The sequence below is a fragment of the Paraflavitalea sp. CAU 1676 genome (assembly GCF_029223285.1).
Classification (GTDB): Bacteria; Bacteroidota; Bacteroidia; order Chitinophagales; family Chitinophagaceae; genus Paraflavitalea.
Window position 1 is genome coordinate 295630 of the sequence record NZ_JARHUJ010000004.1, and the last position, 20434, is coordinate 316063.

Sequence of the window (20434 nt, forward strand, 5' to 3'; positions counted from 1 at the left end):
CCCGGCCCGGCAGGTCCGGTTAAGCTTTTACGTAAATAGAGTGCACAAGATCATAGCCGCCAGTGCTGCTATTGGCAGTCACCACGGCCAGCTCATTATCGAGCGAATCCATGATAATGCCGTCCGACGCGTTGGTGATGGAATTCTGTCCATGCGCCGAATACAAAGACGTTTTATATACAGCTGTATTGATAGCATCGGGAAAAGCGATCTGGGTTGTGAGCTTCAACGAAGACCCTACATACACCTGGGCATGAATATGGGTTACCCGGCCGGTATACCAACCCGGATAAATGCTCTTGAATTTCACCTGTCCGCTGGTGTCGGTATACTGTAACCCCCGGCAAAAAACAGCGGTAGTATTGTTTTGTGTGCCGAGGTATCCCGAGTTCGAATACCCCGAGTAATAACCATCTTTATCACAGTGCCAAATGTCGACCCGTGCATTGGCCAGTACATTACAGCTATCGTTTACATTCCGGATCGTGATGACGAGGTCGAGCGGCAAACCAGTTTTGCCATCCGTAATATCTACCCGCTGTATAGCAGAACCCCGGCTATTGTACAAAGGGTAAGGGCCATCGGTTTCAGAATCGGTAACACTGCAGCCATCGGTGCCGGAGCCTTCTCCGTCGTCTGTATCGCTGCTCTTGTTTTTCTTACAGGCTTGTACGATAAAAGGAACCGAAGTAGAACCTACGATCAGGTGCCTGAGGAATTTTTTTCTGGACTGCTCCATAGCTGAAAGATTTAAGTGTGCGATGAGGATTACTACACAAATCTTCGAAAAACACTGGAGCCCGAAAACTTAGATAGATGGCCTCGCCCTTTGTATCGGCGAATAACCCGGAGGGGCCTGTAATGTAGGCGGGGACTGCCTTTTGTTGGGAAAGCTTTAACAAATAAATGGTGGTAGGTAGATCAGCCAATATAGTCAATCCTTCATCAGGATTGTTGTTTCCATTCATTGATGAAGGAAACATAGCTATCGCTAACAGGAAGTTCTGTGCCCGAGTTTAAAGAGACCTTGCGGTTGAGGATGGATTTAACCTTGTCGACAGAAACGATATAACTGCGGTGAATGCGTTTGAATTTATGTGAAGGCAGCTTTTCCAACACGCCTTTCAGGGTCATGAGGGTAAGGATCGGTTTTTCCTGCACGCGGTGTATTTTGATATAATCTTCCAGACTTTCGATATACTCGATGTCCTGCAGGTTCACCTTCATCATCCGGTATTCCGAATAAATGAACAGGCTTTCTTCCTGCTCATACCTCGGTTTTGATTTGTACTCATGAAACTCTATCGCTTTTTGCACCGCACGCGAAAAGCGTTCAAAACTGATCGGTTTCAGCAGGTAGTCTACCGCATCCAATTCAAAACCTTCATGAGCAAACTTTTTATAAGCTGTAGTGAAAATGATCAGTGGCCGCTCTTGTAATGACCTGACCAGGTCGAGCCCCGTAATGTCCGGCATATTGATATCGATGAACAGCAGGTCAACCGGCTGCTGCCGCAGGTATTCTGCTCCGCTGATGGCGTCGTCAAAAGTCTGCACCAGTTGCAGGGCAGGGAACTTCGACACATACTCCCTGATCAGCGCCAATGCCGGTGGTTCATCATCGATAGCAATACATCTTAAAGGCATATCTCTTGAATGGTGCGTTAACGGTGAATGTCCAATACTACCTCAAAAAGGTTGTTCCCGGTCGAAATGTTTAACGAATGCCTGCCGGGATACAGGTGCTCCAGCCGCTGCCGGGTATTCTCAATCCCGATACCCGTCCTTTCGGCCTGCTTCCGGGGAAACAGCGAATTGCTGCACCGGAACAGCAAGTGGTTATCAGTCGCTTCCAGGCTGATATCGATCAAAGAAGCCTGGTGATTGCTGATGCCATACTTGAAGGCATTCTCCACAAAGGTCATTAGTATGAAGGGTGGAATAGACAGTGCAATGACGTTGCCAATCACTTTGAAGGAAACGGTCGTCTTTTGACCAAGTCTCAACTGCTGCAGGTCGATATAGTCCTGTATGCACTCGATCTCTTGCTGAAGAGGCACAAAATCCTGCCGCGTTTCATCAGTGATGTAGCGGAGAATATTCGATAGCTTCATGATGCTGGCTGCAGTATGTTCATTGTTTGTTACCGCCAGCGAATAGATATTGTTAAGTGTATTGAAGAGGAAATGCGGATTGATCTGCGCTTTCAGGAAAGCCAGCTCGGCCTGCGCCTTCTCTGCTTCTGCCTGCAGGGCCCGCTTTTCCGTCAGGCGCCAGCGCCAGGTGGTTTGCAGCGCAATGCTCAGGGAAATAGCCAGCAGGAATAAAAAGATGCTGACAAAGTCAAACGGTCCGCGCCTGGGTCCTCTCGGTGGTTGCCTGCGCCCATTGTCTTCATGGGGAAATGGAGACCGGTTACGTTCCAGATCCGGTGGGGTGCCGCGCCTTTCATCGAAGGCAGGAGTTTGTCCGCGTCCGCTATCCATGCCCGGGGGAGGCGGCTGAAACCTTCCGTCCGCCGGCATCGGGTCACCCTGTTCCATAGGGCGACGCCTGAACTCCTGCATACGCGCTTCCCGGTCGGCTTTCGATAGTTGAAAGAACAACCGGTCAAAGGGCCGCAACCCGTAAATGCCCACCAGCATCAGCAGCAGAATACCGAAATACCAGCCTGCTTTTTTCTTCAGGTATAGTTGAGGAAACAGCACATACGTGTGGAGGTAAAAGATGAACACATAACAACCAAACAGCAGCCAGTACCACGAAGCACTGATGGTAGTGAGTGCGTGGTCGCTGCCCGAATGTCCGGCGATGAACAGGAACGGCAGGCTCAGAAAGATCAGCCAGCCGATCACGTGCGAAACAATAGAAGGCGTTTTAACGCGGTACATAGGCAAATAAACGATAATAAAAATACATAATCCGGGAGTGCCGGTGTATAAGCCGATTGTATGGGTAAAATGAAAATGGGCGCCAAGCGGCGCCCATTTTCTATACAGATAACCAATAGGTTAATTACTGCTTCAGTACTTTAAAGACCTTCCGGTCGGTAGGCGTGGAGAGCGTCAGCAGATAGGTGCCCGCAGCCTGGTGGCCCGCCCCGGGAATATCGAGGAGGCTGTTGCCGTTCTGCAGTATCACCGACCTCCGTGCAATCACCCTGCCATTCATGTCGGCCAATACCAGCTCGCAGGTTTGTACGGCGGGAGCAGTAATGTCCACCACCAATTGCTGGCGATAGGGGTTCTGCAATACCCGTACGGTGAAGTCTTTGTTATGGCGTTTTAAGCGGATAAGTTGGCTATACGATTCATGCCCGTTATTATCGATCATCCTGAGCCGGTAGAAATAGATCGGTTGGGATTTGAGCGATTTATCCGTAAACCGGTATTCCTTGCTGGTATTGGAATTGCCGGAGGCCGTTACCCGCCCGATCGTGTTGAATTGAAGGCCGTCGGCGCTGCGCTCGATATCGAAATAAGCGGTTTGTTGTTCACTGGCTGTCGTCCATTGCAGCGCATTGAAGTCTGCCTGGATACTTCCGCTGAAATTGGCCAGTCGGAGGGGCAGGGTGGAGGACAGTGAAGTATGCATATAAAAACCGCTGAAGCCCGTAGCGGCAAAACTAACTTCCCACCTTGCACCGGTAGCGTTCCAGACGATATTGACATCATCAGGGTCAACAGTCTCTGTGCTGCCCGAATAGGTACCCGGCGCACCGGAGCCGCTCATACCATGAAACTGAGTTATACGAATATTGGCAATGCCGCTCGCATCGCCCGAACCAGTTGGCAGATCGGGAAACGCGCCGTTACCCGCATTGTAGGCGTCAAACTCCGCCTGGGTATAATAAAGCGTAACAGTGGCGGTAGCCGTAGCCGCATTGGAGGCCGGCTCTATGTCATAGTGCCGGGCGCAATAAGGCTGACTGTTATAAGTTTGGATCGCAGATTCATATTTCACACACACATTGATATTGCCATTCACGGGTGAAGCACCTGAAGGCACTACGCGGGCAATATCGTTACAGGTGGCATCTGAAAAGGTAGTGCCGGAAACAGAAACCGCACTGTTCACGCACACCTGCGAGCCGCCGGCTAAACCAGCGGGTGTATACACATCGCCAGGAGTCATCGCCAGATAGCCGCATACATTGGAAGCAAAACCTCTCGCAGTAACATCGTTACCGCCGTTGACATCCCCTGTACTCAGCACACGTGCCTGCGTATTAGCAGCAATGGCATAATGCATCACCGCGCCGGGACTGATGATATGGGTGAGTTGCTGACCATGGCCAAGCTCATGAACAGCCACCGATTGAAAATCCACCTTGCCACCCGTAGGAGCAGCGGGGCCATATTCCCAGTTGGTAGCGTCATTGAAAGTAATGTCCATTTCACTCACGAACCAGTTCAGCGGACTGCCGCAGCCGTTGAAGAAGGACTGGCATACGCCCAGTACGCCCGCTGGTAATTCGGACCCTACGTCGAAACGTACTACGTTAACGCCATCGGAAGCAACGACATTGGTGGCAGTGTTGGTGCCCACCGTCCAGTTCATACCGGTTTGGCAGGTCCAGGTATCCATTGCCCGTCTGAAAGAAGCATTGCCGGCAGACGCCGCAAAGCTGGTCTCCATTTGGAAAGTATAGCCACCTGCTGTATTATCGTTAACATGCCTCGCTTTGTAGGTGGTGCCCAGGTGATCGAAGTTGATATAGGCATAAGGGATCGTAATACTGCCACTGCTGATCACGCTGGCGGGGTCGGTATTTGTAACCTGCACCGGACCGCTTCCGGCAGGTGGTCCGTTCACGCCCGTAGAGGAGGGTACAGTTACTTGAATCTCGGTATCGGTCCAGGAAACGATATCACTGACTTTGGCCGTTACCCAGCCCGAGCCGCCATTGTTGGCATTCTTGAACTGCACGGTTCCTGCCGTGGCGCCGAAGTTGGTGCCGGTAATGGTTAATACCGCGCCGGTACCCGCAGAGATGGTAGTAGGTGAAAGGTTCGTGATCGTAGGGGTAGCCGTAACACCGAGCGTAGTCACCTCTTGTGGAGCAACCAGGTCTGGGTTGGTCCTCAGCTTCGTTTCGCGCAAGGTCAGTTTCCGGATGGCTGCAGCCGCATCGTCGATGGTATTGTATCGTGTGAAAGGATCTGCTGCTCTCAGTTGCCTGGTATCGTAATCAATAAATCCCTGCATGCTGCTATAGACCATATAAGAAGTACTGGCATCAACTTTACGCGTAGCGTTTTTGACAGCGGCCGGCATACAAAAGAAAATGCCCGACTGACCCGTCTGTAAAGTGAGGTAGGAACTGTACGTCTGCATGCGGTTACCCAAAATGCCTCCATGTGTGATCACCTCGATCTCCTCGCCCGCAAAGGAACCTTTAAAGGTGCGGTACACGATCACCCGGTTGGCCGTATATATATTACCCAGGGCATCGGCAAATGTACTTTGGCCGATCACCTTGCCTTCGGCGATCAGGGTCGAATTGGCCACCCGCTGGCTCAGGGAGACAGGGTATAATTCATTGGCCGGTAAAAGAGTTGGGATAGACAGTAATAGCAATAAGAGATATGATACAGGGGTTAACTGGTTCTTCATATTAGCGGGTTAATGATACTGGTTACTGCTACAGAACGCAAAAAGATTGATTATGTTTTGCGCTCAACCCGGCAATACATTGCGTTTTTTTAGTCGGATATGCGCCATGGACGGCTCTTCCATTAATAATGGCCAAAGGCTCAATGAGATAAACAAAACCTGCGGATAATTACGAAGCCCAATGGCTGGTAATTATCCGAAGGGCAAAAACTTTATCCAATGGGAGGTTGACGATCACTAAAAGTTCATTTCATCTGCACTCGGACCGTAACTTCCCGGTATCGGCACATTCAACAAGCGGAGGTATACACCCAACTGAGCGCGGTGATGTACAGTTTGGCAATACGACATCCTCACCACATCGGCTTTACTCTCTACGCTATAGATCTGATCACCGTTGCGCAGGGTCCAGTTGCCATCCAGATCCTCGTCGACCGCTTTTTCCAGCGAGGCACGTCCTTCGGCCAGGCTGCGGTCAAAGAAAGCCAGCAGGTCATTGGTATTGTCAATGGTAGGTACGCTATAGGGATTGGCAGCAAAATCCAGCTCGCTGGTTTCAAGGGTCATTTTCACCCACGATGGCAATTCGGCAATATGAGTAGCCAACCGGCGGATCGACATGCTCTTTTCATGGGGCTGCCAGTCGTACCGATCATCAGGTACACGCGATAACATCTTGCGGGTGGTGGCAGCTTCACGGTCCAGTTCTCTTAATAAAGATTCAATGATTGTCATAATGGTTTGTTTTAATAATACAAAGTAACCCAGGGGGAGTGACAGCCTTATGTCAGCAGCTGGCAGGAGTTTTAAAATAAATATTAGGTAGGATTTTGTTCGTACGAAATATTTCCTACCTTTAATCCATGATAGCAGAACAACAAGCCAACAAGCAACCAGAGCCTACCAAATCGGAGCTCGAGATATTGCAGGTTCTCTGGCAGCACGGCCCCTCCACGGTGAGGTTTGTCAACGATCAGCTCAATGAGCAAAAGCGGGCGGTACAATATACCTCTACCCTGAAGCTCATGCAGATCATGGTGGAAAAGGAAATGCTCAACCGTGATGAAAGCAGTATGAAGCATATCTACAGTGCTGCGCTCGAAGAGCAGAAGACCAAAGGGGTACTCCTGGACCGCTTCGTCGACTCCATGTTCAATGGCTCGGCCTCCAGCCTCATGATGCAATTACTGGGCAATAAGAAAACTTCTAAAAAGGAGCTTCAGGCAATTAAGGATATATTGAACAAGATGTAAATCACCAACTATGCAACTACTGTTCATGAACCCATGGCTACCGGCGAGTTTAATGAAAGCAATCTGCTGGACCCTGGTCCATTCTCTTTGGCAGGGATTGATACTGGCAGCAGTGGCCGGCTTGTTTGTATTGTTGACCCGCAAGCGTACAGCTGCGTTGAGGTATAATCTGCTGGCAACGCTGTTTATGGCATTCATGGTCGTAGTGGGTGTAACTTTTTTGAAGGAAATGAATGACAGCCCGGCTTCCGGAGCATTGCCAAATGTGGCTGTTTTACAACAGGGACAGGCCGCTGGCCAACTTACAACGGGTGAACCTGGTGCTGATATAGGAACTGGAAATGAAATTGGTTTGGTTGAGCGCTTCGCAGGCTACTTCAATGAACATGCATCCCTCGTGGTCGCCATCTGGTTCATCATCTTCCTGGCCAAAGCGCTCAAACTATTTGGTGGACTCGTTTACATTCAAAGAATAAAGCATTATAAAGTGAAGAAGCCGGCCGCCTATTGGACCAGCCGGTTGGAGGAACTGGCGGCTATGCTGGGCGTGCAGGCACCTGTTAAGCTGATGGAGTCTGCCCTGGTGACGGTGCCCATGGTGGTGGGAATGCTGAAGCCTGTCATACTGGTGCCCATGGGACTGTTGGCCAATATGCCGGCAGCGCAGGTTGAAGCTATCCTGCTGCATGAATTAGCGCATATCCGCCGAAGGGATTTTCTGGTGAACCTGGCTCAGAGTTTTGCTGAAACGCTCTTCTTCTTCAACCCTGCTGTGTTGTGGTTATCGTCCTTACTGCGCCAGGAACGGGAGCATTGCTGCGACGATATGGCCATCGGCATTACACAAAGCAAAACAGGTTACATACATGCACTCGTATCCTTCCAGGAATATCAGCTAGAGAACAATACGCCTTTTGCCATGGCATTTCCGGGTAAAAAGGATCAATTGCTCAACCGGGTAAAGCGGATCGTTGATAATAGCCACAAGTCATTGAACCCGGCAGAAAAGACTTTCCTGGCTGTTTGTATGGGATTGATCATCGTGCTGTCTATGGCGTATGGACGCCCGGCCAGCCCCAAAGAACTGGTAGGAGAGCCCCAACAGCCCGATACGGCCTTGCAGGTAAAAGAGAACAGTAGCCTGGATGCTCCCATGTACGACGGCAGTCAGGATGTTCAGCAGGCAGCCGAAAAGCCTGAAAGCGATGCTCAGGAGCCAACCAGCAAAGCTGTACCCGATACTACTATAACACCCAGGGACCTCGGTTTTTACCACAAACCCTACGATGCCAAATACAATGGGGCCAATGTGGTCGTCAATAATAAACAACCCTTTTATCCGGTATCGGAATACAAGCCCTACGAAGGAGGTGTACCCGCTTATCCGCAAGGGAACGATACGCTGCCCGTATTGAAGAAAGGGAGTTCGGTCATGACAGGCGTTATCACCACAAATAAAGATGGTAAGGAGTACAAAATCGTGGTAGATCATAACAAAGTGGTCGGTCTTATCATCAATGGTCAGGCGATTCCCAACGATAAGATCAGTCAGTACAAGGGTGAGATCGACAGCATCTTCAGGAAAATGCAGGTCGATGCGAACGAAGAGTATGAAAATAAACAGAAAGAAAACGAAGCAAACCTGCAGCGGTTATCTGGCGAAACCGGCGTCCTGCAACAAAAGCAGGCAAAGCTGGGAGCACAGGTAAAGCTTGCGGACAACAAATTGAACTTGCAGGCTCCGATAGGTACCGGGGATCAACTGTCGCTGAAGAAGAACAACCTGTTTGATAAGGATCGCAACCGGGAAATGAAATCTATTACGGACGAGATCCTTGCCGATCTCGTGAAGGAGGGTATCGTGACGGAAACCAACCCCCTGATGTTCAGGCTCACTAATGCTGAATTGGTTGTCAACCACGTGCAGCAACCAAAAGCCATACACGAACGCTTCCAGCAGAAATATGTGAAGAAGCCCAAAAATACCTACAGCTATTCCAAAGAAGGTACGCGCACCAGCAGTACCATAATCGTCGAATGATAAGATTGTGATCAGCGGAAATTAAAAGTTGGGAGGATAAAGTATTTTGCATCCGGCACATCCCTCGCCTGATATTGGCACCCGTTTGTATAGGAACGTCGCTTGGGTTTGTCAAAAAATCGGGGGATGCACCGGCTGCTCCCGGTAAGTATTACCACCCTCACGCATAGCATTCATCACATGCCTGGCAGGTAATTCCCGCCAGTCCGGTAAAAATTTGCATATACATGAAAAAAGTTGTTCAACTCATGCTGATCAGCAGCATGATCATGCTACCCGTTTGTCTGCTGGCACAAGCCAGGCTCTCTATGATTGGCTCCGTGCTCGACAAAAATAAACGGCCGGTATCGGCAGCCACCGTCAATCTTCTGCAGGCAAAGGATTCCGTCCTGTCGAAAGTGGCCCTTACCGGTGAAGACGGAACATTTCAATTGGAGAATATAAAGCCAGGCACCTACCGGTTATCCGTAACAGCCGTAGGGTTTGCCGGCTATCTCAGTGATTCGATGGTCATCACCGCCGCCAATCCTGTCATACGCATTCCCGCCATCGAAATAGCGCAGGCAGAAGCCAGTCAGCTCAATGCGGTTACAGTGACTGCCCGAAAGCCATTTGTAGAAAGAAAAATAGACCGTACCGTGGTGAATGTCGATGCCTTGATCTCCAATGCGGGCACCAATGCGCTCGAAGTATTGGATAAATCGCCCGGCATTTTGGTCGATCAGGATGGCAATATCAGTATGAATGGAAAACCAGGTGTGGTCATATTTATCGATGATAAGCCCACCTACTTGTCAGGAGCCGAATTGGCCGCGTACCTGAAATCACTCCCTTCGGGAACCCTGGAAACTATCGAGATCATGACACGCCCGCCTGCCCGCTACGACGCTGCTGGCAATGCCGGGGTCATCAACATCAAAACGAAAAAGCTCAAACAGAAAGGGTTCAACGGCAATATATCGCCGGGTTATACCCAGGGCGTTTACCCCAAAAGCAACAATAGTCTCAACCTTAATTTCCGGAACAATGCCTTCAACTATTACCTCAACATGGGGTACAACTACAATGAAGGTTTCAACGATCTCGATATCGAGCGGCGATATGTCAATGACGATGGAACACCCCATTCGCTCTTCTCCCAGAACTCCTGGATCCGGAGAAACTCCAGTTCGGGATCATTGAGGACGGGAGTAGATTACACGATCGACAAGTTTAATTCAATAGGTCTGATGCTCAGTGGCTCAAAGACCGGGAATAGGGGTACGGTCAACAATAAAAGCTATTTGTACAACGGACAAGGCGCGCTCGACTCATTGATCACCGCCGATAACGTCGACAATCGTGATTATAGCCGCGGAAGCGCCACGCTCAATTTCAGACATAAATTCAAACAAACAGGCCGGGAACTAAGTGCAGACCTTGATTACATTTATAATGAATCTCATGCCGATCAATATTACCGGAATGCCAGCTACAAAGCCGATCAAACAGTAAAAGGGAGAGATGATCTGTCCGGCATAATACCTTCCTACATCAATATCTATTCCTTTAAGTCCGATTATACGCAGCCACTCGCAGGTGGTGTCAAAGCTGAGGCAGGGATCAAAGGAAGTTTGATCGAGACCAATAATATCGCGACCTACAATGTGATCATTAACAATGTAACCTATCCCGACTACGATAAGACCAATCACTTCACTTACCGGGAGAATATCAATGCAGGATATGTGAACTTCAGTAAGGATTGGAAGCGTGTTTCATTGCAGGCAGGCCTGCGGGCAGAGAACACGATCATGCGGGGACACCAGCTGGGCAATGCACAAAAGCCCGACTCCTCCTTCAAGCGTGATTATGTGAATTTGTTCCCTACCTTCTATATGTCCTATAAACTCGATTCTGCATCGGTGAATCAGTTCATCCTTTCTTACGGGAAGCGGATCCAGCGCCCGAATTTCGGCAACCTGAACCCCTTCATATCACCGCTCGATAAATTTACCTTCTATGTGGGCAATCCCTTCCTGCAGCCAACCATTGCCCATTCGGTAGAACTATCGCATGTCTATAAGAATAAGATCACCACTTCCCTTAGTTACGAGTATTACGACGGCGACATCAATGAGACCATCGAGTTGCAGGGGCACCAGTATTATAGCCGGCCGGCCAACGTGGGCACGGCCGAATACCTGAGCCTGTCGGTCAATGCCTCGTTCGAGCCTGCCAGCTGGGTTACGGTCAACTGGTTTGGCCTCGCTCAATACGTGACCTTTAAAGCAAATCTCTATAACAATAAGCTCGATACCAGTGGTTATAATGTCATCACCAATTTTAACAGCCAGTTCAGGCTGGGCAAGGGATGGACTGCCGAGGTGTTGGGATTGTTCCGCGGCGACATCATTACCACCCAGTTTGTGCTGGGCGATTTCTGGACCCTGGGCGGCGGTATATCGAAGAAGATCCTGAAGGGAAAAGGAACTATAAAGCTCACCTTAAACGACCTGTTCTATACGAGGCTGAATTACGGGCTTATCAATAACCTGAAGAACGCAAAAGGCAGGTATTATAACCAGGGTGACACCCGGTTGCTAGGGATCAACTTCACCTGGAATTTTGGTAAAACATTCGAAACGCGCAAGCGCAGCAATGGCAGCGCTGAATCTGAGACACAGCGTATATAACTGCTCGCAAATAACTTTTAATAGGCCCCTCACGCGCTGCTGCATAGCAACGCCTGAGGGGTTTTCCGTACCTTAGAGGAGCTGGCACGATAATTTGAAGTTCATTATTATCCCTCCTTCCGAACGATTAAGGGAAGCACAATGCCGGGATAGTCAAAAAGCGCAACGATGAAAGCCTACGTACACCGTATCTTGAATGACGAAGCCTATCAGTATTTATGGGATCATTTACCGGCTGGTATTGAGCCGGTACTTCGCGCCTCTACAGAGCCTGCCGCGCAAAAGGCTGCCTTCGACAAGGCGGATTTTATACTTGGTAATCCTCCCCGCGACTGGTTTCAGCAATTACCAGCCTCATTGAAGTTTTGGCAGTTGTCATCAGCTGGTTTCAGTGAATATGAAGGCATGAGTGTCCCCATTCCAACGGCTAATATGGGCGACTTTTTCGCCCGCCCCTGTGCCGAAACGATCGTTGGGGGAGTGGCATCCTTTTACAGGGGCATTCATACGCTTACAAAACTGCAATTGAAGAAGAGCTGGCAAGGCGAGCAGGTGCGTACAGGATTGCGACTCCTCGGTGATCAGGACGCGATTGTATTAGGAGCTGGTGCTATTGGCATGCACGTGAAGAGCATGTTACTTGGCTTTGGCGCCACGGTGAAAATGGTTGCACGTACCAACCCCGCAGCCGAAATTCATAGTCGCGAGGACCTGATGAAAGCCTTACCGCAGGCCTCTCTGGTGATCAATACCCTGCCAGGCAGTGCGGAAAAATATGTCACCCGGGAATTCCTTAAAGCCATGCCATATGGTGCCGTGTATGCGAGTGTAGGCAGGGGAGAAACGACGGACGAGCAGGCATTGATGGAAGCCCTTCAATCAGGTAGATTGGCTGGCGCTGTGCTGGATGTAACGGAAGAGGAGCCATTGCCGGTTAACAGCCCGCTGTGGGAAATGGACAATGTTATAATTACCCAGCATACAGGGGGCGGTAAATCCGACGAGCTCACTGGTATCGCCAGGCAATTCATCGATAATGTTTACCATTACCTGCATAAAGAACCCCTTGAAAACACAGTTGCGCTGACAAGGGGCTATTAAATAGGTATGAACAGTAGCTCATTTATACTTTCAAAGTCTGCTGTAACTCTTTGTTGGAGTCAATGCTGATATAGGCCCAGGGATAAACGATCATTTTGCCGGTGATCTTTCGGGCAGCCTGCCGGGCCAGTTCCTGCTCGCCGGTCATATGGAACAGGAACGCGAAGTAATTATAGACATAAGGAATCAGCAGCTGGCCTTCGGCTTCTTCGCGATACCCCGCATGCAATTCCTTTATCCTTGATCTTATATCGGCGTTCTTAAAGAACTGCTCCTTTTTCTTTGGTTCGTCGTTAAGGCCATAGTAGAGCCATTCTTCCACCAATGCGAAAAGCTGTAAAGTAACCAGCAGACTATTGCTTTTATCATCATACATAGAGTCAGCAAATGCCTGCATTTCCTCGAGGCTTCCACGCCACTTCGGGTTCAGGAAGTTGATCATCATTAAATGCGCCATGAGGTGGTTGGGTACGAGTTGCTTCGCCGCTTCGAAATAGCTATTGGCAGTATCCGTATCAGTTTGCAAACCCATACATACCCTGATCATGCGGGCGCATATTTCAGCGTCGTCGGGATTCAGTTCGTCGGCTCTCTGCAGATGAGCGAAAGCATCTTCCAGCAAGTCGAAGAACCGTTGGGCCTTTTCTTCAGAAACAGATTTTCCCAAAGCAGCTGTTCTGGCGATCCATGCCAGGCAGGTCTTGGATACACCTGCAAAAAGATGAGCAGCATAAGAGTCGTGTCTTTGTGTAACCCATTTGGTGATGTCGGTTGCATTGCTTTCCTCCAATCCAATGCCTTCGTTCAACAAGGTTTTGGCATCCCACGGGAGGTCTTCATACGCCGATTCAAAAGCGGCATAGTTTCCTTGTTGCAGCCAGTTCCTGAATTCGGGCAAGCGCTCATAGCCCAAAGAAAGATCTATATCAGACGGAGCTTTTCCTATGAAAGCTTTTAAGAGTTTACCGAGCATGACGCAGATAGTTTTGGTTTGATTAGATATCGTGGAGTAAATAATAATAACATCAAATCACCAGCCTATGCCGTAATCTTCTCCGTGATTACTGCTTCCGCCCCATAAACTACCATGCTTCCAGTCAAAATAGATCAGGTTGATCGGTCCACTGGTACGATCATCGAATGTAAGGGTATAACCCATCTTTTTGAGGGTAGCGCGCACTGCTTCAGGGGTTGAATCATGCAGTAGCAGGTGTCCGGGTTTAGGTTGCCTATCAGATAACTTGGTGCCTCCCAGCGAAAGCCAAAGCTGGTTACTGTTGATATTGGCAGCTTCAGCAGCCTGCTGGGCAGTCATCCCAAATTCCACCACATTCAAAAAGCATTGCAGCAGGTTTTGATCCTGTGTGTCGCCACCCTGTACCGCAAAGGAGAGGAAAGGTTTGCCATCTTTTAAGGCAAGGGAGGGAGTGAGGGTTACGCGTGGCCTTTGTCCGGGCTGAACAACGTTAAAGGGATTCAATGTAGAATCCAATACAAAGCTCTGCATCCGCTGACTCATCCCTACGCCTGTTTTACCAGCAATACAAGCAGGCAGCCATCCACCACTGGGGGTAATGGAAACCACCCATCCGGCCGAGTCGGCAGCTTCTACCGAGGTGGTGCCGCGCCAGAGGCGATCCTGGTAAGCTTCTTCTTCTGCTAGCATAGCCAGTGCGTCACTGGTGGAAGTTTCTAACATACCGGTCCTTACATCATGGGTTGGCGCAAAGTTGCGGTGGTTGCTACTGGTATCGATCGAAAAACCTCTTTGTTGTAATAGGGAAGTGTAGGGATTGGTTTTGCCTTCAAAAGGGTAGGGATCTCCCGGACCGGCTTTGTCATCATTCTTATCGGGGTTGATCAATTTTGCACGTTGACGTGCATAGTCCTTGCTCAGCAATCCTTTAATGGGCTCCTCGGGCGCCTTGTAAGGATCACCGTAATAGAAGTCGCGGTCGGCAAAAGCCAGGTTCATGGTCTGGTAGACCGTATGAATGTATTTGGCGCTATTATACCCCATGCTTTTCAGATCGAAATTCTCGAGGATGTTCAGGCTCTGCAACAACATGGGTCCCTGGGTCCATTGCTGCATTTTGTAAACGTCGATGCCCTTATAGTTGGTTTGCAATGGTTCTTCCCAGATAGGTTTCCAGCGGGCGAGGTCTTGCTCAGTGATCAAACCTCCCTGTTCCTGACAGCCGCGTACAAATTCTTTCGCAATATCGCCAGTGTAAAAGCGGTTGTAAGCAGCCATGATGGCTTCTTTGCGGCTCTTCTTTTGTTTGAGCGCAGCCTGCTCGGCGTCTATCATTTTCTGGAGCGTGGCCAGTAGATCGCGTTGTACAAAGATCTCTCCGGCCTCAGGCGCTTCTCTACTGGCGCCGGGGTGAGTGAGAAAAACAGACTTGCTGTAGGGCCATTCTTTAATGCGTGCTTTTTGCCTTTCAATGCTATTGGCCGTTTGCGCTTCTATAGGATAACCTGCAGCCAATTGCATGGCAGGGGCAAGTACCTCCTTGAGACTCATGGTACCAAATTCGGCCAGCATATAACAGATGCCACCGGGAGTACCGGGCGTAGTGGCTGCCAGCGGGCCATATTCCGGAGGAAATTGAAACCCTTTGCCTTTGAAGAAAGCAGGCGTAGCGCCAGTCGGAGCAACGCCCATCGCATTCAGGGCAAGTACTTTTTTGGTTTTGGGATTATAGATCAAAGCCTGCGTTTCGCCGCCCCAGCTTAAAACATCCCACATGGTGCAGGTAGCGGCCAGCATGGCGCAGGCTGCATCCACGGCGTTTCCGCCTTTTTGAAAGATCATGCTGCCGGCCGTTGCCGCCAGGGGTTTGCCGGTGATGGCCATCCAGTGCTTCCCGTGTAAGGGGGGCTTCTGCGTTGGCTGGGCATTCGAAAAAAGGGAAATGGAAAAAAGGATAAGAGCAAGGGAGAGAATTCTCATGTCAATAAGTTTGGTTCCTAAAGATAAGGATTGCAGGATGTATCCGTATCCTTAGAAACCATACTATTGATCGTCGGTATTATTTGGCAAGATGTTTATCGTAACCCAACGCTACCAGGCGCACATAGGCCTGCCAAACGTTATCGGGGATATCCTGGGGGATCTGAAATCCCTTGGCAGGGTAGATCTTTATCCGCTGGAGGTCGCCGACCATTACATTGATCACTCGTTCCAGGGGGATTTCATCGCTCGGGTAATCTGCAAAGGAAATCTGGGGAGAAGTAACCAATAGGTCCTTATCGGGCCAGTGCCTCTTAAAAGTGGCATAACTCCGCCTTTCCATATAGGGTTTTTGCACAACTATAAAGGATTGCGGATCCAGCCCTTTAGATTTTAATAACTCTTGGGTGAAAAGGATGTTCTCGCCGGTATTGGTCGATTCGTTTTCTACCAGGATCGCATCCGAAGGAACACCCATGTTTACGGCGATGGCGGCAAACTGATCGGCCTCGGATTCTGTCCAGATTTCCTTAGTAAGGTTACCCAATCCGCCCGACATGATCAGTAGGGGAGCAAGCCCCTGCAGGTACAGTTCAGCACCACGGACGGCCACCCGTTTATCGTGGCTTCCCAAAACCAAAATGCAATCAGCCTTGACAGGCTGATGAAGCATATGGTGGTAATCCCATAAAGTTTGGGCCAGTGTTATGATCTCTTCCTTTACCATATTCATCATTGAATGGGCAGGCCGTCGTGAAGACTACCTGTTAATATACTTATAAACCCTTTTCAGGTAGGTAGCCAGGTCGTCGAGATTCGTGAACTCTTCGATCCTGTCAACCTGGCCGTCGCGTTGGTGACGTACTACCGCAACGGTCCCGCCGCCGACAAGAATAACCTTTGCGCGCTGAAAGATACTGTCCAACCCCTTCACATCATTGATCATCTGCATTTCTTCAATGTTCTTGACATTGATGATATAATCTTCCATAATTAACGTTAAGCGGCCAGGGCTTTGGATTTCCTGGCAGTCCGGGTTGCCTTCTTCTTGGCTGGAGCGCTTTTGGACTCAACTGCCTTTTTGGTGGCCGTTCCTTTGGGCATACCGGCTTTCTTAGTTGCTGCACCCTTGGCAGATACCTTCTTACCGTTTTGAGCTTTCTTCAGGCGCTCCCTTTCATTAATCGCATCAACTTTCAGGTTATGCCTGATCACCTGCCAGTATTCGGGACCATAGCTCACCAGAATCTCGCTGCGGGCAGGAATATCTTTAAGGGCTTCGATGAAGACCCGGTTGCCTTCAGTAACATATTCGCTGTTGTTGGTAATGCCTTTAACACGGCCAATCCCGCGGGCATCATTGGCGTAGCGTGCCAGGGAGGTTTTGTCGTGTTGTGCGTCCAAAACGAAGTTCCGGCTTACATAATAGATGTAACCATTGTTTCCCTCGTTGTGCTCAACATCCTTCCAGGTGGAGGATTTTCCTCTGTATTCAATGATACGGGTTCCTTTGGGGATAGCTTTCTGGGTGAATAGTCCCTTGCCTGCACCGGGAATCGTGGATTTCTTTACGGTCAATTGCTTTTCGAGTAGTGCCATTCAGTATTCGCTTATGTGTGATCTTTAATAAGGCGGCGAAGATAATTATTCTTCAGTGTTACAACCATATCATCCATCATAAATCGCAAAGGATGATTGTGGTACATACAATTAAAAAGAGTATGCCAGTAGCGATGCGATGCGAAAAAACAGCAGATATTCCAGTCCTCTGAAGTTGTATGCAAGCCGGTTGCATATAAATATTTGTTTTACAAATTTCTTTAGATTAGCTTTAATCATCAATCGAAGCCACGGACCAAGTCCTCTTCCCATAGGCGAACTTTCAAAATCTCCCATTAAACTCCCTTTGATTTTTTAGATTCCCCCAGGCTCATCGTCTGGTTCCTATCATTTTTTGATAGCCCCTACTCCCATTCTTCCCCACACAACTGCATTTTGTCGTATCCCCAAAGCGCTAACATTCGTTTGTCCTTGATTCAAGTCATTTATTGTTTAAATGATTGTGAAAGCTGACCGGTAATCGCGAACCCTCAGTTAATCTGAAGCCTTTTTAATTACATTTGTTTCAAGGCATTCCAAATTTCCTATCGTTCAAATCTCACCATTTACCTTATCGTTCTGACGATTCCTTAAATCACACAATGATTTTTGCTGTTTGAGTCATCTGATTTCCTGGGCGGGCCGTCTATGGGGCAGGCAATGTTATCTATCCTTTAATCAATATGAAACGAAAGGTCGTTATTGAGATTCTATCTTCGTTATTAATCTTGCTATTTGTATATACCGGCGTAAGCAAGTGGCTTGATTTTACCAAGTTCGTCGGTCAAATGAATAACCAGCCTTTCCCCGATTGGCTCACGCCTGTCATCGTGTGGACATTACCGGCTATCGAGATCATCATTTCCATTTTTCTAATGTTCGATCGGACACAAGTGATAGGCTTCATAGCTTCCTTCATTTTGATGCTCCTATTTACACTATATACCGCATTGGTATTGCTCAAAGTATTTGGGCGGGTACCGTGTTCCTGTGGCGGTGTAATCGAAAATCTCAGTTGGGAACAGCACTTAGTGTTCAACCTATTCTTCGTAGGGGTAGCACTGGCTGGTATTTTCCTCAAGAGAAAGGACAAGTTAACCGTTACGATCTAAGAGATCAACGACTGCTTATCAAAGTTCTTTGAGGGGAAGCCGAAAACCTTGCACAATAAAAGAGTAGGCGTTACAAAAACTATTTAATAAATAACCATTATGAAGAAGAGCAATGTTTCGCTCATGGTGATCGCTGCAGTTGCCGCAATTACCAGCGCATTTGCAACCAGGCCAGATTGTTTACAATGTGAAGACACGCAGCAGTATCATAAGAATGGAAATGTCTATGAGCCCTTGGGCGCATTTGGAGTCGATTACGATTGCGACTTTGAGGAGTCAATAACTTGCACATATTATAGACCAAATCCTGGCCAGCAACCTAATGTGTATGCCGCTTGCCGTTTGGGAATTTGGATTGATATGGCGGGCAGACCAACTAAATAAACGTCAAAAATGTCAAAAAGAATAAGAGTGAATTAATTTTAATGTTTAGCGTCCCTTATTCAATTTGTTGCTCAATATTCAATATGAACATTTATTGTCGCAGCATCCGGTAGGTAAATAAAATTTTGTTAATCAATAATATAAGCGAAACTTAACTCCCTTGCCGTCGGAACTGTGGGAATGGAAATTTTCCGCATTTCGAAAAAAGTGCTACATTCATGTTTTCATAGGATAAGGTTTAATGGTTAATGGTATTTGATTAGTGCGGTCCCGTCGAAGACGGGACCTTTTTATTTGCCTACTACCGTGGGTTTTGTTGGATGCCGGTAAATCCGATAACGTCAGGTGGAATTAATAAGGTAAATCGAGGATCTCCCGGCTCTAGCTTAAATGATACGCCGTTAATAAAGCGTTTTAGTACTATTTTTTCGTCGCCATTTTTATTTAATCGCCGAATGTCAGACCAGCGAAGTCCGCGAAAGGGCAACTCCTTTCTACGCTCTTTTAAGATTGTGTCCAATGCGGCACTAGGACTTTCGGCAGTTTTAGATACAAACTCTCCAGCTTTCCATCTTTTATTAAGTAAATTGTTCAAATCGCTCATTGCCTCTTGTGTATTGCCTAGACGAGCCTGGCATTCCGCGCGGATCAGGTATACTTCATCTGTAGCAATACCTGTAAATAATTGATTCGTGCCGTTATAACTGGCCTTGGGATTTACAGCATTTGTTGTTGGGTGTTTTCGGAATAATACGTCTTTGCGTAGGTCGTTTGGCTCGTAAGAGTAATATAGCGAACTGTCTACGATGCAGTTACTCACTGTAATGGCACGCAATACATTGGTTGTGATAAACCTGCTTTGGTAAATAGTTTCAGCATTCAGACTGTTGAAAGGGTTGTTCCCAGCGGTTTTAATTGTATCGTAATTGATTAAGGTGCTATACAGCGATAAACAAGTATCCGCATATTTTTTTGCATCCTGATATCTATTCATAAAAAGAGAAACCCTTGACAATAACGCCAAGGCTGCGGGCCTGGATGACCTGTTCCTATTCATTGGTGGCACATCACTTGGCAATAATAAACTTGCATCACTTAAATCTGAAAGGATCTTATTATAGGTTTCTTGAAGGGTAGAACGGACAGTCGGGTCATCTACATCCGGACTCAATTTGATCGGGATACCTTGATTTTTACCGACGTTGGAACTCGTATATTCTGGTGAAAATAGTTGCGAAATTTGGTAAAAGGCGTGGCCCCGGGCGAATAAAGCAGCACCTTTAATAGCATTCCATTTTTGTGAATTGCTGGAAGTTAAAGGTATTTTGGAAAGTGCGCTTAGTATTACGTTAGCCGTAAATACCTGTTTATAGGGTGAATTCCAATCTGGTATGTTTCCTACAAGCCCTTCAAAAGTATTTTGTTGCCAAATATGCGCATTTTTCTCCCTAATATTTAGACCCCGCCAAAAATTATAAGGCAGATAATAATTATCAGCAGATATTTCCCCTAGTGAAGGAGTTTCGCTCATTACATTCTCGTTGTCGAGCAATGCCTGGCAGTCATCCAGGGTGGAAGGAATTACAAGTTCGCTTTTAGGGTTAGATTCCAGAAACGCATCCTTGTTACATCCTACGCATATAATTAGTAATATCCAACATTGAATCTTTAAGATTGAGATTAACCTATCCATGTTA

Annotated in this window: 17 protein-coding genes; 6 read left to right on the forward strand and 11 right to left on the reverse strand. The window is 48.1% G+C overall.

The features are described 5' to 3' along the window. Positions 1-19: 19 nt before the first annotated feature. From P2H89_RS14165 to P2H89_RS14185, 5 genes are all read right to left on the reverse strand, one after another. Positions 20-739: an intradiol ring-cleavage dioxygenase gene (locus P2H89_RS14165; RefSeq protein ID WP_275827843.1), complete on the reverse strand. Its 720-nt coding sequence runs from the start codon at positions 737-739 to the stop codon at positions 20-22. 206 nt (positions 740-945) lie between these two features. Then, positions 946-1647, reverse strand: a complete 702-nt coding sequence (locus P2H89_RS14170) for a LytTR family DNA-binding domain-containing protein (RefSeq protein ID WP_275827845.1) — start codon at positions 1645-1647, stop codon at positions 946-948. Between the two features lie 17 nt (positions 1648-1664). Beyond that, complete coding sequence (locus P2H89_RS14175) at positions 1665-2891, reverse strand: histidine kinase (protein WP_275827847.1); 1227 nt, start codon at positions 2889-2891, stop codon at positions 1665-1667. Positions 2892-3015: 124 nt separating this feature from the next. After that, a complete protein-coding gene (locus tag P2H89_RS14180) occupies positions 3016-5616 on the reverse strand; it encodes a matrixin family metalloprotease (RefSeq protein ID WP_275827849.1) in 2601 nt (866 codons plus the stop codon). Positions 5617-5853: 237 nt separating this feature from the next. Beyond that, entirely contained in the window at positions 5854-6351 is a 498-nt protein-coding gene (locus P2H89_RS14185; protein WP_275827851.1) for a DinB family protein, read from the reverse strand. Positions 6352-6479: 128 nt separating this feature from the next. Between P2H89_RS14185 and P2H89_RS14190 the strand changes: the two genes are divergently transcribed. From P2H89_RS14190 to P2H89_RS14205, 4 genes are all read left to right on the forward strand, one after another. Continuing rightward, the gene (locus tag P2H89_RS14190; protein WP_275827853.1) at positions 6480-6869 is read left to right on the forward strand and encodes a BlaI/MecI/CopY family transcriptional regulator; all 390 of its coding nucleotides are present in this window, start codon (positions 6480-6482) and stop codon (positions 6867-6869) included. Between the two features lie 10 nt (positions 6870-6879). Further along, positions 6880-8910, forward strand: a complete 2031-nt coding sequence (locus P2H89_RS14195) for a M56 family metallopeptidase (protein WP_275827855.1) — start codon at positions 6880-6882, stop codon at positions 8908-8910. Positions 8911-9137: 227 nt separating this feature from the next. Next, on the forward strand, positions 9138-11585 hold the full coding sequence (locus P2H89_RS14200; RefSeq protein WP_275827857.1) for an outer membrane beta-barrel protein: 2448 nt from the start codon (positions 9138-9140) through the stop codon (positions 11583-11585). Between the two features lie 168 nt (positions 11586-11753). Beyond that, positions 11754-12686, forward strand: a complete 933-nt coding sequence (locus tag P2H89_RS14205; protein WP_275827859.1) for a D-2-hydroxyacid dehydrogenase — start codon at positions 11754-11756, stop codon at positions 12684-12686. Positions 12687-12708: 22 nt separating this feature from the next. On the opposite strand, the gene P2H89_RS14210 is transcribed toward P2H89_RS14205, so the two are convergent. The 5 genes from P2H89_RS14210 to P2H89_RS14230 form a co-directional block, all read right to left on the reverse strand. Next, positions 12709-13659 carry a hypothetical protein gene (locus tag P2H89_RS14210; protein ID WP_275827860.1) on the reverse strand — a complete coding sequence of 317 codons (951 nt, stop codon included), beginning with the start codon at positions 13657-13659 and terminating at the stop codon, positions 12709-12711. A 57-nt stretch (positions 13660-13716) separates the two neighbouring features. Next, positions 13717-15642, reverse strand: coding sequence for a gamma-glutamyltransferase (locus P2H89_RS14215; RefSeq protein ID WP_275827862.1), 1926 nt, complete (start codon positions 15640-15642; stop codon positions 13717-13719). 79 nt (positions 15643-15721) lie between these two features. Then, a complete protein-coding gene (locus tag P2H89_RS14220; RefSeq protein ID WP_275827864.1) occupies positions 15722-16378 on the reverse strand; it encodes a YdcF family protein in 657 nt (218 codons plus the stop codon). 24 nt (positions 16379-16402) lie between these two features. Continuing rightward, on the reverse strand, positions 16403-16633 hold the full coding sequence (locus P2H89_RS14225; RefSeq protein ID WP_275827866.1) for a hypothetical protein: 231 nt from the start codon (positions 16631-16633) through the stop codon (positions 16403-16405). 8 nt (positions 16634-16641) lie between these two features. Then, complete coding sequence (locus tag P2H89_RS14230; RefSeq protein WP_275827868.1) at positions 16642-17241, reverse strand: SET domain-containing protein-lysine N-methyltransferase; 600 nt, start codon at positions 17239-17241, stop codon at positions 16642-16644. Positions 17242-17924: 683 nt separating this feature from the next. On the opposite strand from P2H89_RS14230, the gene P2H89_RS14235 reads away from it, so the two are divergent. Together P2H89_RS14235 and P2H89_RS14240 are read left to right on the forward strand one after the other, a co-directional pair. Next, positions 17925-18353 (forward strand): MauE/DoxX family redox-associated membrane protein, encoded by a 429-nt coding sequence (locus P2H89_RS14235; RefSeq protein ID WP_275827870.1) that lies wholly within the window; start codon positions 17925-17927, stop codon positions 18351-18353. Between the two features lie 99 nt (positions 18354-18452). Next, the gene (locus P2H89_RS14240) at positions 18453-18737 is read left to right on the forward strand and encodes a DUF6520 family protein (RefSeq protein WP_275827872.1); all 285 of its coding nucleotides are present in this window, start codon (positions 18453-18455) and stop codon (positions 18735-18737) included. A gap of 301 nt (positions 18738-19038) precedes the next feature. On the opposite strand, the gene P2H89_RS14245 is transcribed toward P2H89_RS14240, so the two are convergent. Next, entirely contained in the window at positions 19039-20430 is a 1392-nt protein-coding gene (locus tag P2H89_RS14245; RefSeq protein ID WP_275827874.1) for a RagB/SusD family nutrient uptake outer membrane protein, read from the reverse strand. Positions 20431-20434: the final 4 nt, after the last annotated feature.

What these genes read in the sequence shown, in the direction of transcription:
- P2H89_RS14165 (WP_275827843.1), bottom strand. Translation starts at nt 739, where the DNA reads ATGGAGCAGTCCAGAAAAAAATTCCTCAGGCACCTGATCGTAGGTTCT.
- P2H89_RS14170 (WP_275827845.1), bottom strand. Translation starts at nt 1,647, where the DNA reads ATGCCTTTAAGATGTATTGCTATCGATGATGAACCACCGGCATTGGCG.
- P2H89_RS14175 (WP_275827847.1), bottom strand. Translation starts at nt 2,891, where the DNA reads ATGTACCGCGTTAAAACGCCTTCTATTGTTTCGCACGTGATCGGCTGG.
- P2H89_RS14180 (WP_275827849.1), bottom strand. Translation starts at nt 5,616, where the DNA reads ATGAAGAACCAGTTAACCCCTGTATCATATCTCTTATTGCTATTACTG.
- P2H89_RS14185 (WP_275827851.1), bottom strand. Translation starts at nt 6,351, where the DNA reads ATGACAATCATTGAATCTTTATTAAGAGAACTGGACCGTGAAGCTGCC.
- P2H89_RS14190 (WP_275827853.1), top strand. Translation starts at nt 6,480, where the DNA reads ATGATAGCAGAACAACAAGCCAACAAGCAACCAGAGCCTACCAAATCG.
- P2H89_RS14195 (WP_275827855.1), top strand. Translation starts at nt 6,880, where the DNA reads ATGCAACTACTGTTCATGAACCCATGGCTACCGGCGAGTTTAATGAAA.
- P2H89_RS14200 (WP_275827857.1), top strand. Translation starts at nt 9,138, where the DNA reads ATGAAAAAAGTTGTTCAACTCATGCTGATCAGCAGCATGATCATGCTA.
- P2H89_RS14205 (WP_275827859.1), top strand. Translation starts at nt 11,754, where the DNA reads ATGAAAGCCTACGTACACCGTATCTTGAATGACGAAGCCTATCAGTAT.
- P2H89_RS14210 (WP_275827860.1), bottom strand. Translation starts at nt 13,659, where the DNA reads ATGCTCGGTAAACTCTTAAAAGCTTTCATAGGAAAAGCTCCGTCTGAT.
- P2H89_RS14215 (WP_275827862.1), bottom strand. Translation starts at nt 15,642, where the DNA reads ATGAGAATTCTCTCCCTTGCTCTTATCCTTTTTTCCATTTCCCTTTTT.
- P2H89_RS14220 (WP_275827864.1), bottom strand. Translation starts at nt 16,378, where the DNA reads ATGATGAATATGGTAAAGGAAGAGATCATAACACTGGCCCAAACTTTA.
- P2H89_RS14225 (WP_275827866.1), bottom strand. Translation starts at nt 16,633, where the DNA reads ATGGAAGATTATATCATCAATGTCAAGAACATTGAAGAAATGCAGATG.
- P2H89_RS14230 (WP_275827868.1), bottom strand. Translation starts at nt 17,241, where the DNA reads ATGGCACTACTCGAAAAGCAATTGACCGTAAAGAAATCCACGATTCCC.
- P2H89_RS14235 (WP_275827870.1), top strand. Translation starts at nt 17,925, where the DNA reads ATGAAACGAAAGGTCGTTATTGAGATTCTATCTTCGTTATTAATCTTG.
- P2H89_RS14240 (WP_275827872.1), top strand. Translation starts at nt 18,453, where the DNA reads ATGAAGAAGAGCAATGTTTCGCTCATGGTGATCGCTGCAGTTGCCGCA.
- P2H89_RS14245 (WP_275827874.1), bottom strand. Translation starts at nt 20,430, where the DNA reads ATGGATAGGTTAATCTCAATCTTAAAGATTCAATGTTGGATATTACTA.